We start from the raw sequence: 20597 nt of genomic DNA, 5'->3' as shown, positions 1-20597 counted from the left end.
GGGGCACGCCATGAACAACAATCACAAGAACCGGATTTTCATGCTGGCGTTTGCCGTGGTGCTGGCCTTGCTGCCCGTACTTCCGACGCCGGAGTTCTGGATCACGCTCGGCAACTATATCGGCCTGTACAGCATCGTCGCCATCGGCCTGGTGCTGCTCACCGGCGTGGGCGGCATGACGTCGTTCGGCCAGGCGGCATTCGTGGGGCTGGGCGCCTACAGCACGGCGTATCTCTCCACGCAGTTTGGCCTGTCGCCGTGGCTCGGACTGCTGGTGGGGCTGGTCATCACCATGGCCTCGGCCTACGTGATCGGCCTGATGACCATGCGCATGTCCGGCCACTACCTGCCGCTGGCTACCATCGCATGGGGGCTGTCGCTGTTCTTCCTGTTCGGCAACCTGGAATTCCTCGGCAAGTACGATGGCCTGAACGGCATCCCGGTGCTATCGCTGGCCGGCGTGGAACTGCACTCGGGCCGCTCGATGTTCTACCTGATCTGGGCGGTGGTGCTGGTGGCGGTGATCGCCATGCAGAACCTGCTCAACTCGCGCCCGGGTCGCGCCATCCGCGCGCTCAAGGGCGGCGGCACCATGGCGGAGGCGATGGGCGTCAACACGGCGTGGATGAAGGTGGTGATCTTCGTGGTGGCGGCAATGCTGGCCTGCATTTCCGGCTTTCTTTACGCGCACCTGCAGCGCGCGGTGAACCCGACGCCGTTCGGCCTGAACTACGGCATCGAGTACCTGTTCATGGCGGTGGTCGGTGGCGTGGGCCACGTGTGGGGCGCGGTGCTCGGCGCGGGCATTCTCACCATCCTGAAGGATGTGCTGCAAGGCGTGCTGCCCAAGTTGCTGGGCGCCAACGGCAACTTCGAAACCATCGTGTTCGGCGTGCTGATGGTACTGCTGCTGCAATACGCGCGCGATGGCATCTGGCCGTTCATCCGCAAGCTGTTCCCAAGCGGCCCGCCCGTGATGGCGCCGGCGCAGGCCGAGTTGCTGCCGCTGCGCGCCAAGCCGCAGGCGGGCGAGCTGATTCTCGATGTGCAGGCCGCGCGCAAGGAGTTTGGCGGGCTGGTGGCGGTGAACGATGTCAGCTTCCAGGTACGGGCAGGCGAGATCATCGGCCTGATCGGTCCCAATGGCGCGGGCAAGTCCACCACCTTCAATCTCGTGACCGGTGTGCTGCCGGTCACGCGCGGCGAGGTGCGTTATCGCGGCGAGGTGATCTCCAGCCTGCCGTCGCGCGAGATCGTCAAGCGCGGCATCGGCCGCACCTTCCAGCACGTGCATCTGCTGCCCACCATGACGGTGCTGGAGAACGTGGCGATCGGCGCGCACCTGCGCGGTGATTTCGCGGCGCAGGGCGGGGTGACCGCCGCGATCCTGCGCATGAACAAGGCGGAGGAGGAGAAGCTGCTGCACGAGGCCGCGCGCCAGCTCGAGCGTGTGGGCCTGGCCGACTGCATGTATATGGAAGCCGGCAGCCTGGCGCTGGGCCAGCAACGCATCCTGGAAATCGCACGCGCGCTGTGCTGCGACCCCGCGCTGCTGTTGCTTGACGAACCCGCCGCCGGGCTGCGCTACAAGGAGAAGCAGGCGCTGGCCGAACTGCTGAACAAGCTCAAGGGCGAAGGCATGAGCGTGCTGCTGGTCGAGCACGACATGGACTTCGTGATGAACCTGACCGATCGGCTGGTGGTGATGGAATTTGGTACGCGCATCGCCGAAGGCGTGCCGGAAGACGTGCAGAAGGATCCGGCGGTGCTCGAAGCGTATCTCGGTGGGGTGGAGTAAGGAAAAGACAATGAGCCTGATCCTGGAAGTGAAAGATCTCCATGTGCGCTATGGCAAGGTGGAGGCCGTGCACGGCGCTGGCCTGAAAGTGGAGGCCGGCAAGATCGTGACGGTGATCGGTCCCAACGGCGCGGGCAAGTCGACCATGCTCAACGCGATCATGGGTGCGCTGCCGGTGAGCGGTTCGTCCTCGGGCGCGGTCAGCTATCTTGGCCACGATATGGCGGGCCTGCCGGTGGAAGGGCGTGTGGCGCGCGGCATGTGCCTGGTGCCGGAAAAACGCGAGCTGTTCGGTTCGATGAGCGTGGCGGACAACCTTGTGCTTGGCGCCTACCGCCGCAAGCGCGCTGGCGAGAAGCATTTCCTCGACCAGCTGGAGGTGGTCTATGGATTGTTTCCGCGCCTGAAGGAGCGGGCGAAGCAGGACGCCGGCACGCTCTCCGGCGGTGAGCGCCAGATGCTGGCGGTGGGCCGCGCGCTGATGGCCAAGCCGCAATTGCTGATGCTGGACGAACCCAGCCTCGGGCTGGCGCCGCTGATCGTGAAGGAGATCTTCCACATCATCAACGACCTGCGCAAGACAGGCGTGGCGACCCTGCTGATCGAGCAGAACGCGCGGGCGGCGCTGCAGGTGGCGGACTACGGCTACGTGATCGAGACCGGGGATATGGCGATGGAAGGGCCAGCGGCCGAGCTGGCGGCGAACCCCAAGGTGATCGAGACATACCTGGGGCTGGCGAAGAAGGCGGCTTGAGGCTCGCCTGGCGTGAAATTCACTGGATAAATAATGGCAGGCTTTGGCCTGCCATTATTATTTCTGATGCCTATTCTTCGGGAGGCATCAGGCGATTGGCTTTTTAAGTCCATTGCCAGCGCAGCGATAGGTACGCTAAAAATTCTCGGCAAGAATTTAGGCGTGCACATATTTTGTAAATATATTCTTTATGAGAATGTATGTGCCGTAGCGCCAAAAAATCATGCGTTAAATAAACGTAAGTCGTCTAATTTTGTTTTTGATTATTCATTCTGTGAATTATCTGGGTTGACGCCCAGCACATCCGGATCCTGGGCCGCCGTTTCCAGCAGCCATGCCCGAAACCGGGCAAACGCCGGATGGTCCCGCCGCTCTCGTGGCGCGCACAGGAAGTAACCCCGGGTCAGCCGGATTGGCAGATCGAACGGTGCCGCCACGCGCCCGGCGGCGATCTCTTCGCGTACCAGGCAGCGCTGCAGCACCGCCACGCCCATGTCCGCCTTGACCGCCTGGACCAGGATCGAGACCTGATCGAAGCCGCTGGCGAGCGCGGGCGCAGCACTGGGTACGCCTGCGGCCCATAGCCAGTGCTGCCAGTTGGCAGGCGCGGTGGTGTGGTAGAGCAGGGGTTCGTCCAGCAGTTCGGCGGGCTGTGACCACCGTCCGGCTTGCTGGCGTGCCCGGGCGCGATCGGGGTGGCAGATTGGCACCATCTCGCTGCCAATCACGTAATCGCATTGCAGGCCTGGCCAGCGGTCTGCGGTGCCGGCCAGGATGGCGGCATCCGGGGCGGGGCCGGAGAAGTCTTCATCGCGCCGGTAGGGTACGAAATCCAGGCGGATCTCGGGGTGGCGGCGGTGGAAATCCGGCAGCCGCGGGATCAGCCAGACACTGGCCAGTGTGGGCACGGCAGAGAGCGTCAGGCGGTGCTGGCGGTCGCGGGAGAGCAGGGCGGCACTGGCATTTTCGATGGCCGTCAGCGGCCCCGCCACGGACTCCAGCAGCTGTCGGCCGGCGTCGGTAAGCGTCAGGCGGTGCGCATTGCGCTGGAGCAGGGGCAGGCCGAAATGCGATTCCAGCCGGGCAATGGCGCGACTGATCGCACCCTGGGTCACGCACAGATCCTCGGCCGCGCGCGTAAAGCTGCCCAGCCGCGCGGCGGCGGCAAAGGCATGGAGCTCGGACATCGAAGGGGAGCGTAGCCGCATGGGAGCTGGGCGGACCGAGAATGAGCTTTGGTAATGCAACCGTGCAATATAGTCGTTTGTGCGGACCCGGTAAACTGCCGACACTTGGCCATTCGTCGATATAACGCCAAGGAGAAAACCTCATGATCCGAGCCCGTCAGCCGCGCCGGCTTTTCGTCCTGTCCTGCCTGGCGGCGTGCGCCAGCCTCACCGCCGGCAGTGCGCTCGCGCAGGCCAACTATCCGAACAAGCCGATTCGCCTGGTCGTGCCCTTTGCCGCGGGCGGCTCGACCGACCTGTCGGCACGCCTGGTGGCGGAGTTCGCCGGCCGCGAACTGGGCCAGTCCATCGTGGTGGAAAACAAGGGCGGCGCCGGCGGCTCGCTCGGTATGGAACAGGTTGCGCGGGCAGCGCCCGATGGCTACACCATCGGCATGGCGACCGTCAGTACGCACGGCTCCAACCCGGCCGTGTACCCCAAGCTGAACTACGATCCGATCAAGGACTTTGCACCGGTCACCAACGTGGTGGCGATCCCAAGCGTCTTCGCGGTGCATCCCAGTGTGCCGGCCAAGACCATGCAGGAGTTCATCGCACTGGTCCGTGCCAATCCCGGCAAGTACAGCTTTGCTTCCCCCGGAGCGGGCTCCCTTGGCCACGTGAACATCGAGAATTTCATGATGCTGGCCAAGCTCGATCTGCTGCATGTGCCGTACAAGGGGGCGGGCCTGGCGCTCAACGATGCGGTGGCGGGGCAGGTCAATGCCATCACCGACAACCTGTCGTCCACGCTGCCCCACGTGAAATCGGGCCGGCTGCGCGCCCTCGCCGTGCTTGGCGCCACGCGCTCGCCCCTGTTGCCCAATGTGCCGACCTATGCGGAACTCGGCTACAAGGAGATGGGCGAGGGCGGCTGGTTTGGTATCGTCGCACCGGCTGGCACGCCGCAGGCCATCGTCGCCAGACTCAACAGCGCCATCCACAAGGCCATGCTGAACCCGGAGTTCAAGCGCAAGGTGGAGGAGTCGGGCGGCACGCTGGTGCCGACCACGCCGGATGGCTTCAAGGTGCAGATCCAGCAGGCCATGGCGCGCTACGCGCGGGTGGCCAAGGCTGCCAATATCAAGCTGGATTGAGCGGACCGATAGCATGAGCGATAGCTTCGAACCTTTCGTCCACATCGCGCCGCAGGCGCAGTCCTTGCCGCTGGTTTGTGATTCGCCGCATAGCGGCACGCATTACCCGCAGGATTTCCGGGCGGCCATCCCCACCCAGCGTTTGCGGGCGGGCGAGGATACCCATATCGACGCGCTCTGGGATGCGGTGCCGCGCGTCGGAGGCACACTGATTGCGGCGAATTTCCCCCGCGTCTACATCGATCCCAACCGGACGCTCGACGATCTCGATCCCGATCTGTTGGACGGCGCCTGGCCCGAGCCGCTGGCACCGGGCGAGAAGACGCGGCTTGGCTATGGGCTGATCTGGCGCAACATGGATGCGGCGACCCCGATCTACGACCGCAAGCTCTCGCTGCAAGAGGTACGGAGCCGGATCGATCGCTACTACCGGCCCTATCATCGGGCGCTGTCGGAAGCGGTGGAGGACACCTATCGGCGCTTCGGCGCGGTCTGGCATCTGAACCTGCATTCCATGCCGAACAACGCATACGAGCGGCTCAAGATCCAGAGCCCGCACCCGCTGGCGGACTTTGTGCTGGGGGATCGGGATGGCTCGACTTGCGAGGCGGGCTTTGTCGGGCTGGTGGCGTCGGAGCTGCGCGCGCTGGGATATACGGTAGCGCGTAACGATCCATACAAGGGCGTGCAGCTGATCGCACAGATTGGCCGTCCGGCTGAGCGGCGCAACAGCCTGCAGATCGAGATCCGGCGGCCGCTCTATATGGATGAAGTGACGCGTGAGCGCAATGCCGGCTTCGACCAGCTTCGAGGCGATCTTGGCCGACTGGTTGAACGCATCGCCGCCTATCTGCGCGAGCAACGGCGACCGTAGCGCTCCTGCGGTTTTGCGTGACGCACAGGAAGGCCGGACCCTTGGGTCCGGCTTTTTTGTTTCACGTGGAACACAGCCGTGTCCTTCATGCGCCACGTTTCACGTGAAACGTATTGTGGCGCAGGGAAGGCCAGAGGAATGCCGTTATAATTCGGCATCCCGATTCATTCCCGTCAGCCTCCCGGAGGAGGTGCCTCCATGCTTTACCCAAAAGAATTCGATGTCATCGTTGTCGGTGGTGGCCACGCCGGCACGGAAGCCGCGCTCGCCGCGGCGCGCATGGGCTGCCAGACGCTGCTGCTGAGCCACAACATCGAGACCCTCGGCCAGATGAGCTGCAATCCGTCGATAGGCGGTATTGGCAAGGGTCATCTCGTCAAGGAAGTGGACGCCATGGGCGGCGCCATGGCGGCTGCCACGGATGAGTCGGGCATCCAGTTTCGCATCCTGAATTCCAGCAAGGGTCCGGCCGTCCGTGCCACCCGTGCCCAGGCTGACCGCGTACTGTATCGCAAAGCGATTCGCGCGCGGCTGGAGAACCAGCCCAACCTGATGCTGTTCCAGCAGGCCGTGGATGACCTGATGGTGGAGGGCGATCGTGTGGTCGGCGCCATCACCCAGGTTGGCATCGCCTTCCGTGCCCGCGCCGTCGTGCTGACCGCCGGCACCTTCCTGGATGGCAAGATCCACGTGGGGCTGGATAACTACACCGGCGGCCGTGCCGGCGATCCGGCTTCGGTATCGCTGTCGGCCCGCCTGAAGGAACTGAAGCTGCCCCAGGGCAGGTTGAAGACAGGCACGCCGCCGCGCATCGATGGCCGCACCATCGACTTCTCGGTGATGGAGGAGCAACCAGGCGATCTCGACCCGGTGCCGGTGTTCTCCTTCCTTGGCCGTGCCGAGCAGCATCCGCAGCAGCTGCCGTGCTGGATCACCCACACCAATAGCCGCACCCACGACATCATTCGTGGCGGCCTCGATCGTTCGCCGATGTACACCGGCGTGATCGAAGGCGTGGGGCCGCGCTACTGCCCCAGCATCGAAGACAAGATCCATCGCTTCGCCAAGGACAGCCATCAGATCTTCCTGGAACCCGAAGGCCTGACCACCAACGAGTTCTACCCCAATGGCATCTCCACCAGCCTGCCGTTCGACGTGCAGCTGGCGCTGGTGCACTCGATCCGCGGCATGGAGAACGCGCATATCCTGCGCCCGGGCTACGCGATCGAGTACGACTACTTCGATCCCCGCGCACTCAAGGCCTCGCTTGAATCCAAGGCGATCCGGGGCCTGTTCTTCGCCGGCCAGATCAACGGCACCACTGGCTATGAGGAAGCCGCGGCCCAGGGCCTGCTGGCGGGCATCAATGCCGGGTGCTTCGTACGGGAGCGTGCCGCCTGGACTCCCCGGCGAGACCAGGCCTATCTTGGGGTTCTGGTCGATGATCTGATCACCCGCGGGGTCTCGGAACCGTACCGAATGTTCACCAGCCGCGCAGAGTTCCGTTTGAGCCTGCGCGAAGATAATGCCGATATGCGACTTACCGAGGCCGGTCGGGAGCTCGGTGTGGTCGATGATGTGCGCTGGGATGCATTCAACCGGAAACGCGATGCTGTTTCACGTGAAACAGAACGCCTGAAGAGTACCTGGGTCAATCCGGCCATCCTGCCGGAGGCGGACGCAGTGCCTCTCTTGGGCAAGGCGATCGAGCGTGAGTACAACCTCGCCGATCTGCTCCGTCGCCCGGCGGTCGAGTACGAAGCGTTGATGGCGCTGCAGGGTGGCAAGTTCGCCCCGGCCCAGCCGCTCGATACAGATCCGCTGCTGGTTGAGCAGATCCGGGAACAGATCGAGATCGGCATCAAGTACCACGGCTACATCGCACGCCAGGCAGCCGAGGTGGACAAGCTGGAAGCCAACGAGTCCACCCGCCTGCCGGATGGCTTCGACTACACCGAGGTCCGTGGCCTGGGCTTCGAGGTCAGCCAGAAGCTTAACCAGCACCGGCCCGAAACCCTGGGGCAGGCATCGCGTATCTCGGGCGTGACGCCGGCAGCGATTTCGTTGTTGCTGGTTCATTTGAAAAAGAAGGGGATGGGGCGTACCAAGTCCGACTCCAGTCAAGAGGCGGCCTGAGTGAGGAATCAACGATACGTCGCCGTGGACGATGCCGATCAGCGCCGCCGCCTGGAGGCCGGGTTGTCCACCATCGGGCTGGCGCTGCCGGCGGCCCGGATCGACCAGCTTTTTGCCTATCTGGCACTGCTGCGCAAATGGAACGCGATCTATAACCTGACCGCCATCCGTCATCCCGACGAGATGCTGACCCACCACATGCTGGATTCGTTGGCCGCCGTGCCCGCACTGGCCGAGGCCGCACGTAGCGCCGGCGTGGAAGAGGGCGCGCGCGGCAGGGTGCTCGACGTGGGTTCGGGGGGCGGCATGCCCGGGTTGCCGTTGGCGATCGCCTGTCCTGACCTGTCGGTGCTGATGGTCGACATCGTTCAAAAGAAAACAGCTTTCCTGACGCAGTGCCGGGCTCAGCTCGGACTGACCAATGCCGCCGCCCACTGGGGGCCGGTCGAAAAGCTGCAGGATGAAAAGGGTTACGCCGTTATCACCTCGCGTGCGTTTGCCGAGCTGAGCGATTTTGTTTCGCTCGCCGGCCACCTGCTGGCGCCGCAAGGCAAGCTGATCGCGATGAAGGGTGTTTATCCACAGCCCGAACTCGACCGCATGGAAGCGGCAGGGTTGATGGCCGAATGGCAGGTCGAGTCGGTTCCGCGCCTGAGCGTGCCGGAACTGGACGCCGAGCGTCACCTGGTGGTGCTGTCGCGCCGCTGACCCGGCCGGTGGTTGTCGCCGGCGCCCACCCCCGGCAGGTTGAAATCAAGCAGGAGCAGCAGGAGCTTATGGCCAAGGTATTCGTGATCGCAAACCAGAAGGGCGGCGTCGGCAAGACCACCACCACGGTGAATCTTGCCGCCGGACTTGCGGCCCAGGATCAGCGCGTGTTGCTGATCGACCTCGATCCGCAGGGCAATGCCTCGATGGGCTCCGGTATCGACAAGCAGGCGCTTGAACACAGTGTCTACCAGGTGCTGGTCGGCTTGTCCTCGATTGCCCAGGCGCGCCAGCATTCCGAATCCGGCAAATACGATGTGCTGCCCGCCAACCGCGAGCTGGCCGGTGCCGAAGTGGAACTGGTGGAACTGGACCAGCGCGAACGCCGCCTCAAGAACGCGATTGCCGAGGTCGATGCCGAGTACGACTTCGTGCTGATCGACTGCCCGCCGTCGCTGTCGCTGCTGACCCTCAATGGCCTGTGCGCGGCCAACGGCGTGATCGTGCCGATGCAATGCGAGTACTTCGCACTGGAAGGGTTGTCCGATCTCGTCAATACCATCAAGCAGGTGCATGCCAATCTCAATCGTGACCTGAAAGTGATAGGCTTGTTGCGTGTGATGTTCGATCCACGTGTGACATTGCAGCAACAGGTCTCGGCCCAGCTTGAGTCGCATTTTGGCGACAAGGTGTTCAAGACCGTGATCCCCCGCAATGTGCGCCTGGCGGAAGCGCCGTCCTATGGCGTGCCCGGCGTTGCCTTCGATCCGTCATCCAAGGGGGCCAAGGCCTACCTCGACTTCGGTGCCGAGATGATCGCGCGCGTCAAGCTGCTCGGCTGAGTGCCGTGTTGAGATCCACCGCATACAGGATACCGAGGATACCGAGATGAGTACCGCGAAGAAGAAGGGCCTGGGCCGCGGACTGGAGGCCCTGCTGGGTGGTCCGGCCGAGATCGTCGATGCCGTCAAGCAGGAGGGCGCGCCCTCCGTGCTGCGCCTGGACCAGCTCCAGCCCGGCAAGTACCAGCCCCGCACCCGCATGGACGAAGGGGCGTTGCAGGAGCTGGCCGCGAGCATTCGTGCCCAGGGGTTGATGCAGCCCATCCTGGTGCGCCGCGTTGCCGAGCCTGACCGCTACGAAATCATCGCCGGGGAGCGGCGCTTCCGCGCATCGAAGATCGCCGGGCTGGAAGAAGTCCCGGTGCTGGTCAAGGACGTCGCCGACGAAGCCGCGGCCGCGATGGCGCTCATCGAGAATATCCAGCGCGAAGACCTCAACCCGCTGGAAGAGGCGCAGGGCATCATGCGTTTGGTGCGTGAATTCAATTTCACGCATGAGCAGGCGGCGGAATCGGTGGGCCGCTCGCGCAGCGCGGTGTCCAACCTGCTGCGTCTGCTGAACCTGGCTCAACCGGTGCAAACCATGCTGATGGCAGGCGATCTCGACATGGGACACGCACGCGCGTTGCTCCCCGTGGACGGTGCCAACCAGATCACGCTCGCCAATCAGATCATTAATAAGCGTCTATCGGTGCGCGAGACTGAAAAGCTGGTAGCCTCCAGCCTCAAGCCCTTTGATCTCAGGACGGAAAAGCCGCACAACGGCACGCCGGTGCGCGACGTGGCCCGCCTCGAGGAAGAACTGTCCGACGTGCTCGGCCTGCCGGTGCAGATCAAACTGGGCGCGCGGGGCAAAGGCCAACTGACCATTCACTTCACCAGCAACGATGCGCTCGACGGTGTATTGACGCGGCTGCGCGAGCCCGGCGAGAGCCAGTCCTCCGCCTGAGCGGGTTTCCCAAAAATAGTGCGCGATTAACGGCTGTTGCCGCGTGGTGCGATTACCACGGGCAGGGCGGCAGGCGGGCGTGTGTAAGGTCTGTGCAAGGCCATTGAACCACGATGATGCGCCACCAGCATTGAACGATTCAATTACCTGGCGCGTTATTGGCCGGACTCCGCCGAGCGTGCAATCTTGATTCACGGATACTTGCAAGCGAAATGCGGACCGTTGCAAGGCGTCTGTAAGCAGATTGACTCGCATGGTGCATTCCTCGTAAAATCGTGCGGTTTGAATTCCGGCCGGTCCAGAAAAGTTCCGGGCTGGATTAAACAACCAGCAGAGGCATAGCAGGTGGTTTCAGATCGTCATGATGCCAGTCAGAAAAAGGACTGGCGCACGCGTAATGCCTGGGATGAAGACGAGGCGGAGCGCGAGGAAGAGGCGGTCGATCCGCTGTCGCGTGCTGAGGCGGAAACGCTGTTCGGCAAGCGAGCGCTGCGCCCGTCGCGCATGACGCCCGGCAGGGTCGTGCTGGCGCAGGTGGCGGTTACGGTTTTGTCCGCGATTGCCTGGCGGCTGTTTGCCGGCGGAAATGCCGGCGCGGCCGGCTGGTCCGCACTGTTTGGCGGCGCTGTGTGCTTCGTGCCGAGCGGGTTCTTTGCCTTGCGCCTCTGGCTGTCGCGCGAGCGTACCTCGATCAGCGGCCTCGTGGTCGGCGAGGCGATCAAGGTGTTTGCCACCGTCGCACTGTTTGTGCTGGTGGTCGTGCTGTACCGCGAGTTGCGCTGGGTGCCGATGCTGGTCACATTCCTGCTTGCGCTCAAGACCTACTGGGTGGCGCTGGCGATTCGCTAGGGCCAAGCCCGGAGCAAAGCGGCCGGCGCGGCGGTTCGAATGAAAGTGCTGCTGCCTGTTTGGTTCGAAGTGGGGCACGAAAACGGAATATCAAGAGTTTTTTGGCGTGGCGCGTCACAAGGGTGAAGCGCGGCGCAGATAAGGTTCAGACGAGCTTGCCCGCGGTGACCAGCAAATCATGCTGAAGGCGGAGCAAGAAGCGTACCGGCAGGACGCCGGCAACTGGTTTCGCAATATTACGGTTCGTTTCGACATGTCAGCTGCTCAAGGCGCCGAACAGGCGCTCACCCCCTCCGGCTATATCGCCGAACACTTGCAGAACCTCAACTCCGTTGGCGGCAAGCAAGCCTCCGTCGTTGACTTCAGCGTCCTCAACTACGACACAGTGTTCTGGTCGGTGCTGTGCGGCGCCATCGCCGTGCTGTTCCTGTACGCCGCCGCGCGCCGCGTCACGACCGGCGTGCCGGGCCGCTTCCAGGCCTTCGTCGAGATGATCGTCGAAATGGTCGACGACCAGGCCAAGGGCATCATCCATGGCGACCGTACCTTCATTGCCCCGCTGGCGCTGATGGTGTTCTGCTGGATCACCATGATGAACGCCATCGACTTGATCCCGGTCGACTGGGTCACCGGCCTGAACAGCCTGCTGGGCATCTTCCACATCCACCTGCCGCACCATCGCGCCGTTGCCACGGCCGACCTGAACGGCACGCTGGGCATGTCTTGCTCGGTTCTGGTGCTGATGATCTATTACAGCTTCAAGATCAAGGGCGCGGGCGGCTTCGTGCACGAACTGCTGTCGGCCCCGTTCGGCGCCAAGTGGTACCTGGCCCCGTTCAACCTGATCCTGAACCTGATCGAATTCCTGGCCAAGGCGGTTTCGCTGGGCATGCGGTTGTTCGGCAATATGTACGCCGGCGAACTGGTGTTCCTGCTGATCGCGCTGCTGGGTTCCATCTGGACGTTCAGTGCGGACCTGTCCGCGCTGGGCTTCGTCGGTCATGTGCTGGCCGGTACGGTATGGGCGATCTTCCACATCCTGATCGTTCTGCTGCAGGCTTTCATTTTCATGATGCTGACGCTGGTGTACATCGGCCAGGCACACGATCACCACTGATTTTTAGATTTTCGGTTTTTCGGTTTTTTGGTTCTAAGTCTCTTCTCAATTAAAGGAGTCGTCATGCAAGCATATCTCGCCAACATCCAGGGTCTGACCGCTATCGGTATCGGCATCATCATCGGTCTGGGCGCAATCGGCGCCTGCCTGGGTATCGCCCTGATGGGCGGCAAGTACATCGAAGCGTGCGCACGTCAGCCCGAGCTGATGAACCCGCTGCAAACCAAGATGTTCCTGCTGGCTGGCCTGATCGACGCAGCATTCCTGATCGGCGTGGGCGTTGCAATGCTGTTCGCATTCGCCAACCCGCTGCTGGCTGTCATCAAGTAATTCTTTTCGGTCTGCATGATGCTGACGGGCGGCGCGGGCCACTTAGCCTGGCCGCCCTTGCGCATTTATCTGTAGTTTGATTACCGAAAGGAACACACCATGAATCTGAACGCAACGTTTTTTGCGCAGATGGTCGTGTTCTTCATCCTGTGGTGGGTAGTTGCCAAATTTATTTGGCCGCCGCTGGTGAAGGCGCTCGACGAACGCGCAAAGAAGATCGCCGATGGCCTCGCCGCTGCCGAAAAAGGCAAGGCTGAGCTCGAACTTGCCAACAAGCGTGTGGACCAGGCCCTGGCCGAAGCCCGCACCGAGGGTGCTCAACGCGTCGCCGACGCCGAGAAGCGCGCTCAGCTGACGGCCGACGAGATCAAGCACAACGCCCAGGCGGAAGCCGCACGCATCATCGCCCAGGCCAAGGCCGAAGCCGAACAGCAAGTCACCCGTGCGCGCGAGCAATTGCGTGACCAGGTCGCCGTGCTGGCCGTCAAGGGTGCCGAGCAGATCCTCAAGCGCGAAGTGAACGCGCAGGTCCACGCTGACCTGCTCAATCAACTCAAGGCTGAGCTCTAATCATGGCTGAAACCGCAACCATTGCCCGCCCCTACGCGGAGGCGCTGTTCCGCGTCGCGACCGAATCGAGCGGCAATCTGGATGCATGGTCCGAGCTGGTGTCGGAAATGGGGCACGTTGCCGCCAATCCCGACATGAAGGCGGTGGCTGGCGATCCGAACGTGCACGGCGACAAGCTGGCTGCACTGTTCCTGTCGGCCCTGAAGTCTCCGGTCAACGACGAGGCCAAACGCTTCGTCAGCCTGCTGGTGGATAACCACCGCCTGTCGGTATTGCCGGAAATCGCCGAGCAGTTCCATGCGCTCAAGAACGACCGCGAAGGGTCGGCCGATGTCGAGATCACGAGTGCTTTCCCTATCGAAGGCGCGCCCCTGACCGACCTCGTCGCCGCGCTCGAACGCAAGTTCGGCCGCAAGCTGCAGCCCTCGGTTGCGGTAGACCCGTCGCTGATCGGCGGCGTGCGCGTCAAGGTCGGCGACGAAGTGCTCGACACCTCCGTGCGTGCGCGCCTGGCAGCAATGCAAGTGGCGCTGACCGCATGATGCGCGAGAAGCGCACACCGGCCGACGGATTGAAGAATTAGGAGCATTGTGATGCAACTGAACCCCTCAGAAATCAGCGAGCTGATCAAGTCCCGCATCTCGGGTCTTGGCGCCGACGCTGAAGTGCGCAACACCGGCACGGTGATTTCCGTGACCGATGGTATCTGCCGCGTGCACGGCCTGTCCGGCGTGATGCAGGGCGAGATGCTGGAATTCCCCGGCAACACCTTCGGCCTCGCGCTGAACCTCGAGCGCGACTCCGTCGGTGCCGTGGTGCTGGGCGACTACGAACACATTTCGGAAGGCGACCCGGTCAAGTGCACCGGCCGCATTCTGGAAGTGCCGGTTGGCAAGGAACTGCTGGGCCGCGTGGTCAACACGCTGGGTCAGCCGATCGACGGCAAGGGCCCGATCAACGCCAAGGAAACCGACGTGATCGAAAAGGTTGCCCCTGGCGTGATCGCACGTCAGTCGGTCAGCCAGCCGGTGCAGACCGGCCTGAAGTCGATCGACGCGATGGTGCCGATCGGCCGTGGCCAGCGCGAGCTGATCATTGGCGACCGCCAGACCGGCAAGACCGCCGTGGCTGTCGACGCCATCATCAACCAGAAGGGCAAGGGCGTTTTCTGCGTCTACGTGGCGATCGGTCAGAAGGCTTCGACCATCAGCAACGTGGTGCGCAAGCTCGAAGAACTGGGCGCGATGGAATACACCATCGTGGTCGCCGCTTCGGCTTCGGACTCCGCCGCCATGCAGTACCTGGCTGCCTACGCCGGCTGCACCATGGGCGAGTACTTCCGCGACCGCGGTGAAGACGCGCTGATCGTCTATGACGACCTGACCAAGCAAGCCTGGGCCTACCGCCAGGTGTCGCTGCTGCTGCGCCGTCCGCCGGGCCGCGAAGCCTACCCTGGCGACGTGTTCTACCTGCACTCGCGTCTGCTCGAGCGTGCTGCTCGCGTGAACGCCGAGTACGTCGAGAAGTTCACCAAGGGTGCCGTGACCGGCAAGACGGGTTCGCTGACCGCGCTGCCCGTGATCGAAACGCAGGCTGGCGACGTGTCCGCCTTCGTGCCGACCAACGTGATCTCGATTACCGACGGTCAGATCTTCCTGGAAACCGACCTGTTCAACGCTGGTATCCGCCCCGCAATCAACGCCGGTATCTCGGTGTCGCGCGTTGGTGGTGCCGCCCAGACCAAGGTCGTCAAGAAGCTCTCCGGCGGTATCCGTACCGACCTGGCCCAGTACCGTGAACTGGCTGCGTTCGCGCAGTTCGCTTCCGACCTGGACGAAGCCACCCGCAAGCAGCTGGAGCGCGGCCGCCGCGTGACGGAACTGCTCAAGCAGGCTCAATACCTGCCGCTGCAGGTGTGGCAGCTGGCCGCGTCGCTGTACGCTGCCAACAATGGCTTCCTCGACAACGTGGACGTGAAAGACATTCTCGCATTCGAGAAGGGCCTGCACGACCATCTGAAGACCAAGTACGCCGACCTCGTCAACCGCATCGAAGAGACGAAAGATCTCTCGAAGGAAGATGAAGCCACGCTGCGTGCCGCGATCGAGGATTTCAGGAAGTCCGCCGCGTTCTAACCGCGTGATTCCACGAAACTGCGCCGGCCGGCCGTTGCCATGACGGTGCCGGTGCAGCACGAATGGAGAGGAAGATATGGCCGGAACGAAAGAAATTCGAACCAAGATCAAGAGCGTGCAAAACACGCGCAAGATCACCAAGGCGATGGAGATGGTCGCCGCGTCCAAGATGCGCAAGGCGCAGGAACGGATGCGTAATGCCCGCCCCTACGCCGAGAAAGTGCGCAACATCGCGGCGCACCTGGCTGCGGCCAACCCCGAGTTCAAGCACCCCTTCATGGTCGCGCGCGAAGTCAAGCGCGCCGGCATGATCGTGGTGACGACCGACAAGGGCCTGTGCGGCGGTATGAACACGAACGTGCTGCGTGCGGTGACCAACGAACTGCGCGACCTGCAGAACCGTGGCGTGACGGTGCAAAGCACCGCCATCGGTTCCAAGGGCCTGCAGTTCCTGAGCCGCATCGGCGGCAAGGTGCTCTCGCACGTGGTGCACCTCGGTGACACCCCGCATCTGGAAAAACTGATCGGCGCGATCAAGGTCCAGCTCGATGCCTTCACCAATGGTGAGGTGGATGCTGTGTACCTGGCTTACACCAAGTTCATCAATACGATGAAGCAGGAGCCGATGGTGGAGCAGCTGTTGCCGCTCCCCGCCGACAAGTTTGCCCAGACCGAAGATGAAAAGCGCGCCTACTCGTGGGATTACATCTACGAGCCCGACGCCCAGACCGTAGTGGAAGAACTGTTGGTCCGCTACGTCGAAGCGCTGGTGTACCAGGCCGTGGCCGAAAACATGGCGTCCGAGCAATCGGCGCGCATGGTGGCCATGAAGGCGGCATCCGACAATGCCAAGAACGTGATCGGCGAACTGCAACTGGTCTACAACAAGACCCGTCAGGCAGCGATCACCAAGGAACTGTCGGAAATCGTCAGCGGTGCCGCAGCCGTCTAAGGCGTCAAGTATTCAAGCTATCGGAGATACGAAATGAGTATCGGAAATATTGTGCAGTGTATTGGCGCCGTGGTGGACATCGAGTTCCCCCGCGACGCGCTGCCGAAGGTGTACGAAGCGCTCGTGCTGGAAGACAGCAACGAAGCCTCGTTCGCCGAGAAGGGCCTGACCTTTGAAGTGCAGCAGCAGCTGGGCGACGGCGTGGTGCGTACCATTGCCCTCGGTTCGTCCGACGGCCTGCGCCGCGGCATGAACGTGAAGAGCACCGGCGCGCCGATCTCGGTGCCGGTTGGTCACGGCACCCTGGGCCGCATCATGGACGTGCTGGGTCGTCCCATCGACGAAGCCGGCCCGATCGCTTCGGACGAGCTGCGCGCGATCCACCAGAAGGCCCCGAAGTTCGACGAACTGTCGCCTTCGGTCGACCTGCTGGAAACCGGCATCAAGGTGATCGACCTGGTCTGCCCGTTCGCCAAGGGCGGCAAGGTGGGTCTGTTCGGTGGCGCCGGCGTCGGCAAGACCGTGAACATGATGGAGCTCATCAACAACATCGCCAAGCAGCACAGCGGTTTGTCGGTGTTCGCCGGCGTGGGCGAGCGTACCCGTGAAGGGAACGACTTCTACCACGAAATGAAGGACTCGAACGTTCTCGACAAGGTGGCCATGGTGTTCGGCCAGATGAACGAGCCGCCGGGCAACCGTCTGCGCGTGGCACTGTCCGGCCTGACCATGGCCGAGAAGTTCCGCGACGAAGGCCGTGACATCCTGTTCTTCGTCGACAACATCTACCGCTACACGCTGGCCGGTACGGAAGTGTCGGCACTGCTGGGCCGTATGCCTTCCGCAGTGGGTTACCAGCCGACGCTGGCCGAGGAAATGGGTAAGCTGCAAGAGCGCATCACCTCGACCAAGACCGGCTCGATCACGTCGATCCAGGCCGTGTACGTGCCTGCGGATGACTTGACCGACCCGTCGCCTGCCACCACCTTCCTGCACCTGGACTCGACCGTGGTGCTGTCGCGTGACATCGCCGCGCTGGGTATCTACCCCGCCGTCGATCCGCTCGATTCGACCTCGCGTCAGCTTGACCCGCAAGTGGTGGGTCAGGAGCACTACGACGTGGCCCGTCGCGTGCAGCAAACGCTGCAGCGCTACAAGGAACTGCGCGACATCATCGCGATTCTGGGCATGGACGAACTGTCGCCGGAAGACAAGCAGTCGGTGTCGCGCGCTCGTAAGATCCAGCGCTTCCTGTCGCAGCCCTTCCACGTCGCGGAAGTGTTCACGGGTTCGCCGGGCAAGTACGTGCCGCTGAAGGAAACCATCCGCGGCTTCAAGATGCTGGTGGACGGCGAGTGCGATCACCTGCCCGAGCAGGCGTTCTACATGGTCGGTTCGATCGACGAAGCCTTCGAGAAGGCCAAGAAGCTCCAGTAAGCGGCGTCTTTCGCTTTCAGCGCCGTAGTGGCGGTTGCCGTGGACAGCAATGTCGGCGGCGGCCGCGCTTGGCCTGAAAGTGGAATACCTGCTTCCTGGCAACGGGAAGCCGAAGCTTTCAGGGACAAAGGAATTCACATGGCAACCATTCTTGTAGACGTCGTCAGCGCCGAAGCGTCGATCTTCTCCGGTCAGGCGAAGTTCGTGGCGCTGCCGGGCGAGTCGGGCGAGCTGGGTATCCTGCCGGGCCATACGCCGCTGATTACGCGTATCCAGCCAGGCGCGGTGCGCATCGAGAAGGAAGACGGTAGCGAAGAGTTCGTGTTCGTGGCCGGCGGCATTCTTGAAGTCCAGCCCAAGCACGTCACCGTGCTGGCGGACACCGCCATCCGCGGCAGCGACCTCGACGAAGCCAAGGCGCAGGAAGCCAAGCGCGCGGCCGAGGAACTGATGCAGAACCAGAGCAGCGATCTCGACCTGGCACGTGCCCAGGGCGAGCTCGCCGTTGCTGCTGCGCAACTGGCCGCCATCGCGCGCCTGCGTCGCAAACGGTAAGAAAAAGCAGGTCCGCCATCGCTGTTGTTTTTTTGGCAGTGGCGTAAAAAAAGGCAGCCGGGAGGCTGCCTTTTTTGCACCTCTACGACTATTCTGACGGCTCAGGACAAAAAAAAGCGCGCGGGCCGGGGAGGCTCCGCGCGGACGGGAAAATCCCTTCGAGGGGTCAATTCGAAGGAACGGGTACGGTCCAGGTCAACCAACAGGCGCCGGCCACTACACAGTGGTCCACTCTCCGGTCAGGCGGTACAGATCGCATTCAGACGATCCGACCAGCGGAAACCGGCATGCGCCAACATCTCAACCTGGTACACCAACCGCAGGCAAGGCCTGCGATCCGGTAAATCTGGGTGGGAAATGATTCCTTTGGCTTTCTTCAACGGCGCTTTCCCTTTCTGTTTCGGGGGAAAGTGCGCCTTTCACAAAATCTGATTGTGTTAAGGCATTGTGGGGGAAACTTTTGGGGATGGCAGTAACAAAATGTATCGGTTTGCAAGAAGTTGAAAGCGCGGTAACGGGATTTGCGTCTGAATAGGCATTTTTTTTCTCATACCACCCGCCTTGCTGCCAGGCGGCGGGAACATCACCAGACGGTGCCAGTCCCATAGCTTTCGCTATTCGCGCCACCCGCCCAGCGGTCTGGCCACCGATTGCCATGCCGCCGACTTCCTCCTTTCCCCCCTTTGCACCGGTCCCTGCCGGTATCCGTGGAGGCCTTGTCCAGCTTGGCCTGGCGGCGCTATCTGCGGCCGCTTTGCTGGCCGGCACGCCGGTGCGCGCGGCCGAGCCGCAAGCCTCCGGCGGTGCCTTGTGGCAAGGTGAGCTAGAGGGCCGCGTGCAGGTATCGATAACCCTATTTCCGCAGGCCGGCACCGACAGGATCGATGGGACTGCCCGTTACGATTCAAGGCTCGCGGCCACCCCCCGTCAACTGGATGGCCAATTGACATCGGACGGCAGTTTAAGCTGGCGCGAGCGGGATGCCGGCGGCGAGGCGCCGGCCGGCACGCTCCCGCGCAACGGCGCTCGCTTCGAGGGCACCGTCGCCGCCGATGGCAGGACACTGAGCGGACAATGGACCAGCGCAGACGGCACGCGCCGGCTGCCGCTCTCGCTGACCCGCAAGGCGGTTTACCGCGAGCGCAGCGTGGACGCCGGCGGCGTGCGCCTGACAGAGCGTTTTCCCGAAACCGGCCGCCCCGGCCTCGACGCCCTGATTGCGTCCTTGCGTACCAGCGGCTGCGGCGATGGCGAGCGGGAATGCCGCAGCGCGATCGAACTGATGCGGCTGGATGCCGGTACCGTCAGCCTGTTGCGTACCACCTGGCGCTATAGCGGCGGGGCGCATGGCAGCCTCGACTACGCCGGAGGCAGTTGGCGGCGCGCTGCGGCCGAGCCTGCGTCGGCGGCCTCCCCGGCATCTCCCCAGGCCGTCTATACGCGTATCCTGCTGGGCGACCTGCTACAGCCGGGCGAGACGTGCCTGGCCCGGCTCAACGAGGAACTGCAGGCGGCGCTGAAGCGGCAGGGCGCCGCCGCACCCGCGCACGGTGCGCTTGGTGAGCAGGCCGTACACGACCCGCTCCTGCCGTTTACCCTGTATCGCGGAGGCGTGGTCTTGCACTACGCCCCCTATGCCGTGGGCCCGTTCGCGCAGGGCTCTTACCAGGTGGCGGTGCCGTTCGCGCGGCTGGGCAATTGTGCCCGCCCGAATGGTGCCGGCCAGGATAAATCCCCCTAACCCGAGGAGAAGGAAAGATATGAGCAATGCGAGCGACGTTTGCGACGGGACCCGGATGCAGGCGGCCATACGCAGCATGCTGGCCATGAAGACGGTGGCGGTGGTTGGCCTGTCCGACCGCCCGGACCGGGCCAGCCACGAGGTGGCTGCGTTCCTGCAGCGCCGCGGCTATCGCATCGTCCCGGTCAATCCGCGCCACGCCGGCGAGCGTATTCTGGGCGAAACCTGCCATGCCAGCCTGGCCGACGCGGCCGCGGAACTGGCCGGGACGGGCCAGGGCATCGAATGGGTCGACGTTTTCCGCCGTGCCGCCGACGTGCCGCCCGTGGTCGAGGACGCCATCGCGATCGGCGCGCGCGGCGTCTGGCTGCAGCTGGGCATCGTCAGTGACGAGGCCGTCGCCCGCGCCAGTGCCGCCGGCATGCTGGCGGTGCAGGACCGCTGCAGCAAGATCGAGCTGATGCGCCAGGCGGCCTGATCCCGCTACACTGCAGGGTCGGCCCGGCACGGCACGCGCCAGCAGCGCG

21 protein-coding genes are annotated in these 20597 nt (G+C 63.4%); 19 read left to right on the top strand and 2 right to left on the bottom strand.

What is annotated here, in order from left to right; all coding sequences use genetic code 11:
* The first annotated feature begins 10 nt into the window (after positions 1–10).
* Both P3W85_RS16195 and P3W85_RS16190 read left to right on the top strand, forming a co-directional pair.
* Positions 11–1798 (top strand): branched-chain amino acid ABC transporter ATP-binding protein/permease, encoded by a 1788-nt coding sequence (locus P3W85_RS16195; RefSeq protein WP_017224609.1) that lies wholly within the window; start codon positions 11–13, stop codon positions 1796–1798.
* 10 nt (positions 1799–1808) lie between these two features.
* The gene (locus P3W85_RS16190; protein WP_017224610.1) at positions 1809–2552 is read left to right on the top strand and encodes an ABC transporter ATP-binding protein; all 744 of its coding nucleotides are present in this window, start codon (positions 1809–1811) and stop codon (positions 2550–2552) included.
* Positions 2553–2815: 263 nt separating this feature from the next.
* Here the strand turns inward: P3W85_RS16190 and P3W85_RS16185 are convergent, their stop codons facing one another.
* Positions 2816–3760, bottom strand: a complete 945-nt coding sequence (locus P3W85_RS16185) for a LysR substrate-binding domain-containing protein (RefSeq protein WP_276265528.1) — start codon at positions 3758–3760, stop codon at positions 2816–2818.
* A gap of 122 nt (positions 3761–3882) precedes the next feature.
* On the opposite strand from P3W85_RS16185, the gene P3W85_RS16180 reads away from it, so the two are divergent.
* The 15 genes from P3W85_RS16180 (at position 3883) to P3W85_RS16110 (ending at position 18329) form a co-directional block, all read left to right on the top strand.
* A complete protein-coding gene (locus tag P3W85_RS16180) occupies positions 3883–4875 on the top strand; it encodes a Bug family tripartite tricarboxylate transporter substrate binding protein (protein ID WP_276265527.1) in 993 nt (330 codons plus the stop codon).
* 13 nt (positions 4876–4888) lie between these two features.
* Entirely contained in the window at positions 4889–5749 is an 861-nt protein-coding gene (locus P3W85_RS16175; protein ID WP_017224613.1) for an N-formylglutamate amidohydrolase, read from the top strand.
* 198 nt (positions 5750–5947) lie between these two features.
* Positions 5948–7885, top strand: a complete 1938-nt coding sequence (gene mnmG, locus P3W85_RS16170) for a tRNA uridine-5-carboxymethylaminomethyl(34) synthesis enzyme MnmG (protein WP_276265526.1) — start codon at positions 5948–5950, stop codon at positions 7883–7885.
* Positions 7886–8593, top strand: a complete 708-nt coding sequence (gene rsmG, locus P3W85_RS16165; RefSeq protein WP_035806607.1) for a 16S rRNA (guanine(527)-N(7))-methyltransferase RsmG — start codon at positions 7886–7888, stop codon at positions 8591–8593.
* Positions 8594–8661: 68 nt separating this feature from the next.
* Positions 8662–9435, top strand: a complete 774-nt coding sequence (locus P3W85_RS16160; protein ID WP_017224616.1) for a ParA family protein — start codon at positions 8662–8664, stop codon at positions 9433–9435.
* A gap of 46 nt (positions 9436–9481) precedes the next feature.
* Positions 9482–10384, top strand: a complete 903-nt coding sequence (locus tag P3W85_RS16155) for a ParB/RepB/Spo0J family partition protein (protein ID WP_017224617.1) — start codon at positions 9482–9484, stop codon at positions 10382–10384.
* Positions 10385–10729: 345 nt separating this feature from the next.
* The gene (locus P3W85_RS16150; RefSeq protein WP_017224618.1) at positions 10730–11233 is read left to right on the top strand and encodes an ATP synthase subunit I; all 504 of its coding nucleotides are present in this window, start codon (positions 10730–10732) and stop codon (positions 11231–11233) included.
* A 253-nt stretch (positions 11234–11486) separates the two neighbouring features.
* Positions 11487–12350: a F0F1 ATP synthase subunit A gene (atpB, locus tag P3W85_RS16145; RefSeq protein WP_035806615.1), complete on the top strand. Its 864-nt coding sequence runs from the start codon at positions 11487–11489 to the stop codon at positions 12348–12350.
* A 63-nt stretch (positions 12351–12413) separates the two neighbouring features.
* Positions 12414–12680, top strand: a complete 267-nt coding sequence (atpE, locus tag P3W85_RS16140; RefSeq protein WP_006157246.1) for a F0F1 ATP synthase subunit C — start codon at positions 12414–12416, stop codon at positions 12678–12680.
* A gap of 99 nt (positions 12681–12779) precedes the next feature.
* Positions 12780–13250 carry a F0F1 ATP synthase subunit B gene (locus P3W85_RS16135; protein WP_017224620.1) on the top strand — a complete coding sequence of 157 codons (471 nt, stop codon included), beginning with the start codon at positions 12780–12782 and terminating at the stop codon, positions 13248–13250.
* A 2-nt stretch (positions 13251–13252) separates the two neighbouring features.
* Positions 13253–13792 carry a F0F1 ATP synthase subunit delta gene (locus P3W85_RS16130; protein WP_017224621.1) on the top strand — a complete coding sequence of 180 codons (540 nt, stop codon included), beginning with the start codon at positions 13253–13255 and terminating at the stop codon, positions 13790–13792.
* 51 nt (positions 13793–13843) lie between these two features.
* Positions 13844–15385 (top strand): F0F1 ATP synthase subunit alpha, encoded by a 1542-nt coding sequence (gene atpA / locus P3W85_RS16125; protein WP_017224622.1) that lies wholly within the window; start codon positions 13844–13846, stop codon positions 15383–15385.
* Positions 15386–15461: 76 nt separating this feature from the next.
* Positions 15462–16337, top strand: coding sequence for a F0F1 ATP synthase subunit gamma (atpG, locus tag P3W85_RS16120; protein ID WP_017224623.1), 876 nt, complete (start codon positions 15462–15464; stop codon positions 16335–16337).
* Between the two features lie 33 nt (positions 16338–16370).
* Positions 16371–17774, top strand: a complete 1404-nt coding sequence (gene atpD / locus P3W85_RS16115; protein WP_017224624.1) for a F0F1 ATP synthase subunit beta — start codon at positions 16371–16373, stop codon at positions 17772–17774.
* Between the two features lie 138 nt (positions 17775–17912).
* Positions 17913–18329 carry a F0F1 ATP synthase subunit epsilon gene (locus P3W85_RS16110; protein ID WP_017224625.1) on the top strand — a complete coding sequence of 139 codons (417 nt, stop codon included), beginning with the start codon at positions 17913–17915 and terminating at the stop codon, positions 18327–18329.
* Positions 18330–18629: 300 nt separating this feature from the next.
* Here the strand turns inward: P3W85_RS16110 and P3W85_RS16105 are convergent, their stop codons facing one another.
* Entirely contained in the window at positions 18630–18986 is a 357-nt protein-coding gene (locus P3W85_RS16105) for a hypothetical protein (RefSeq protein ID WP_276265525.1), read from the bottom strand.
* Between P3W85_RS16105 and P3W85_RS16100 the strand changes: the two genes are divergently transcribed.
* The gene (locus P3W85_RS16100; RefSeq protein ID WP_276265524.1) at positions 18985–20070 is read left to right on the top strand and encodes an RsiV family protein; all 1086 of its coding nucleotides are present in this window, start codon (positions 18985–18987) and stop codon (positions 20068–20070) included. The two genes, P3W85_RS16105 and P3W85_RS16100, sit on opposite strands and share 2 nt — an antisense overlap.
* Positions 20071–20089: 19 nt before the next feature.
* Positions 20090–20548 carry a CoA-binding protein gene (locus P3W85_RS16095; protein WP_276265523.1) on the top strand — a complete coding sequence of 153 codons (459 nt, stop codon included), beginning with the start codon at positions 20090–20092 and terminating at the stop codon, positions 20546–20548.
* Positions 20549–20597 lie beyond the last annotated feature (49 nt).

The sequence above is a fragment of the Cupriavidus basilensis genome, from assembly GCF_029335485.1.
Lineage (GTDB): Bacteria > Pseudomonadota > Gammaproteobacteria > Burkholderiales > Burkholderiaceae > Cupriavidus > Cupriavidus basilensis_E.
The sequence above is the reverse complement of the archived record's forward strand: the minus strand, read 5'-3'. Positions and strand labels throughout refer to the sequence as shown.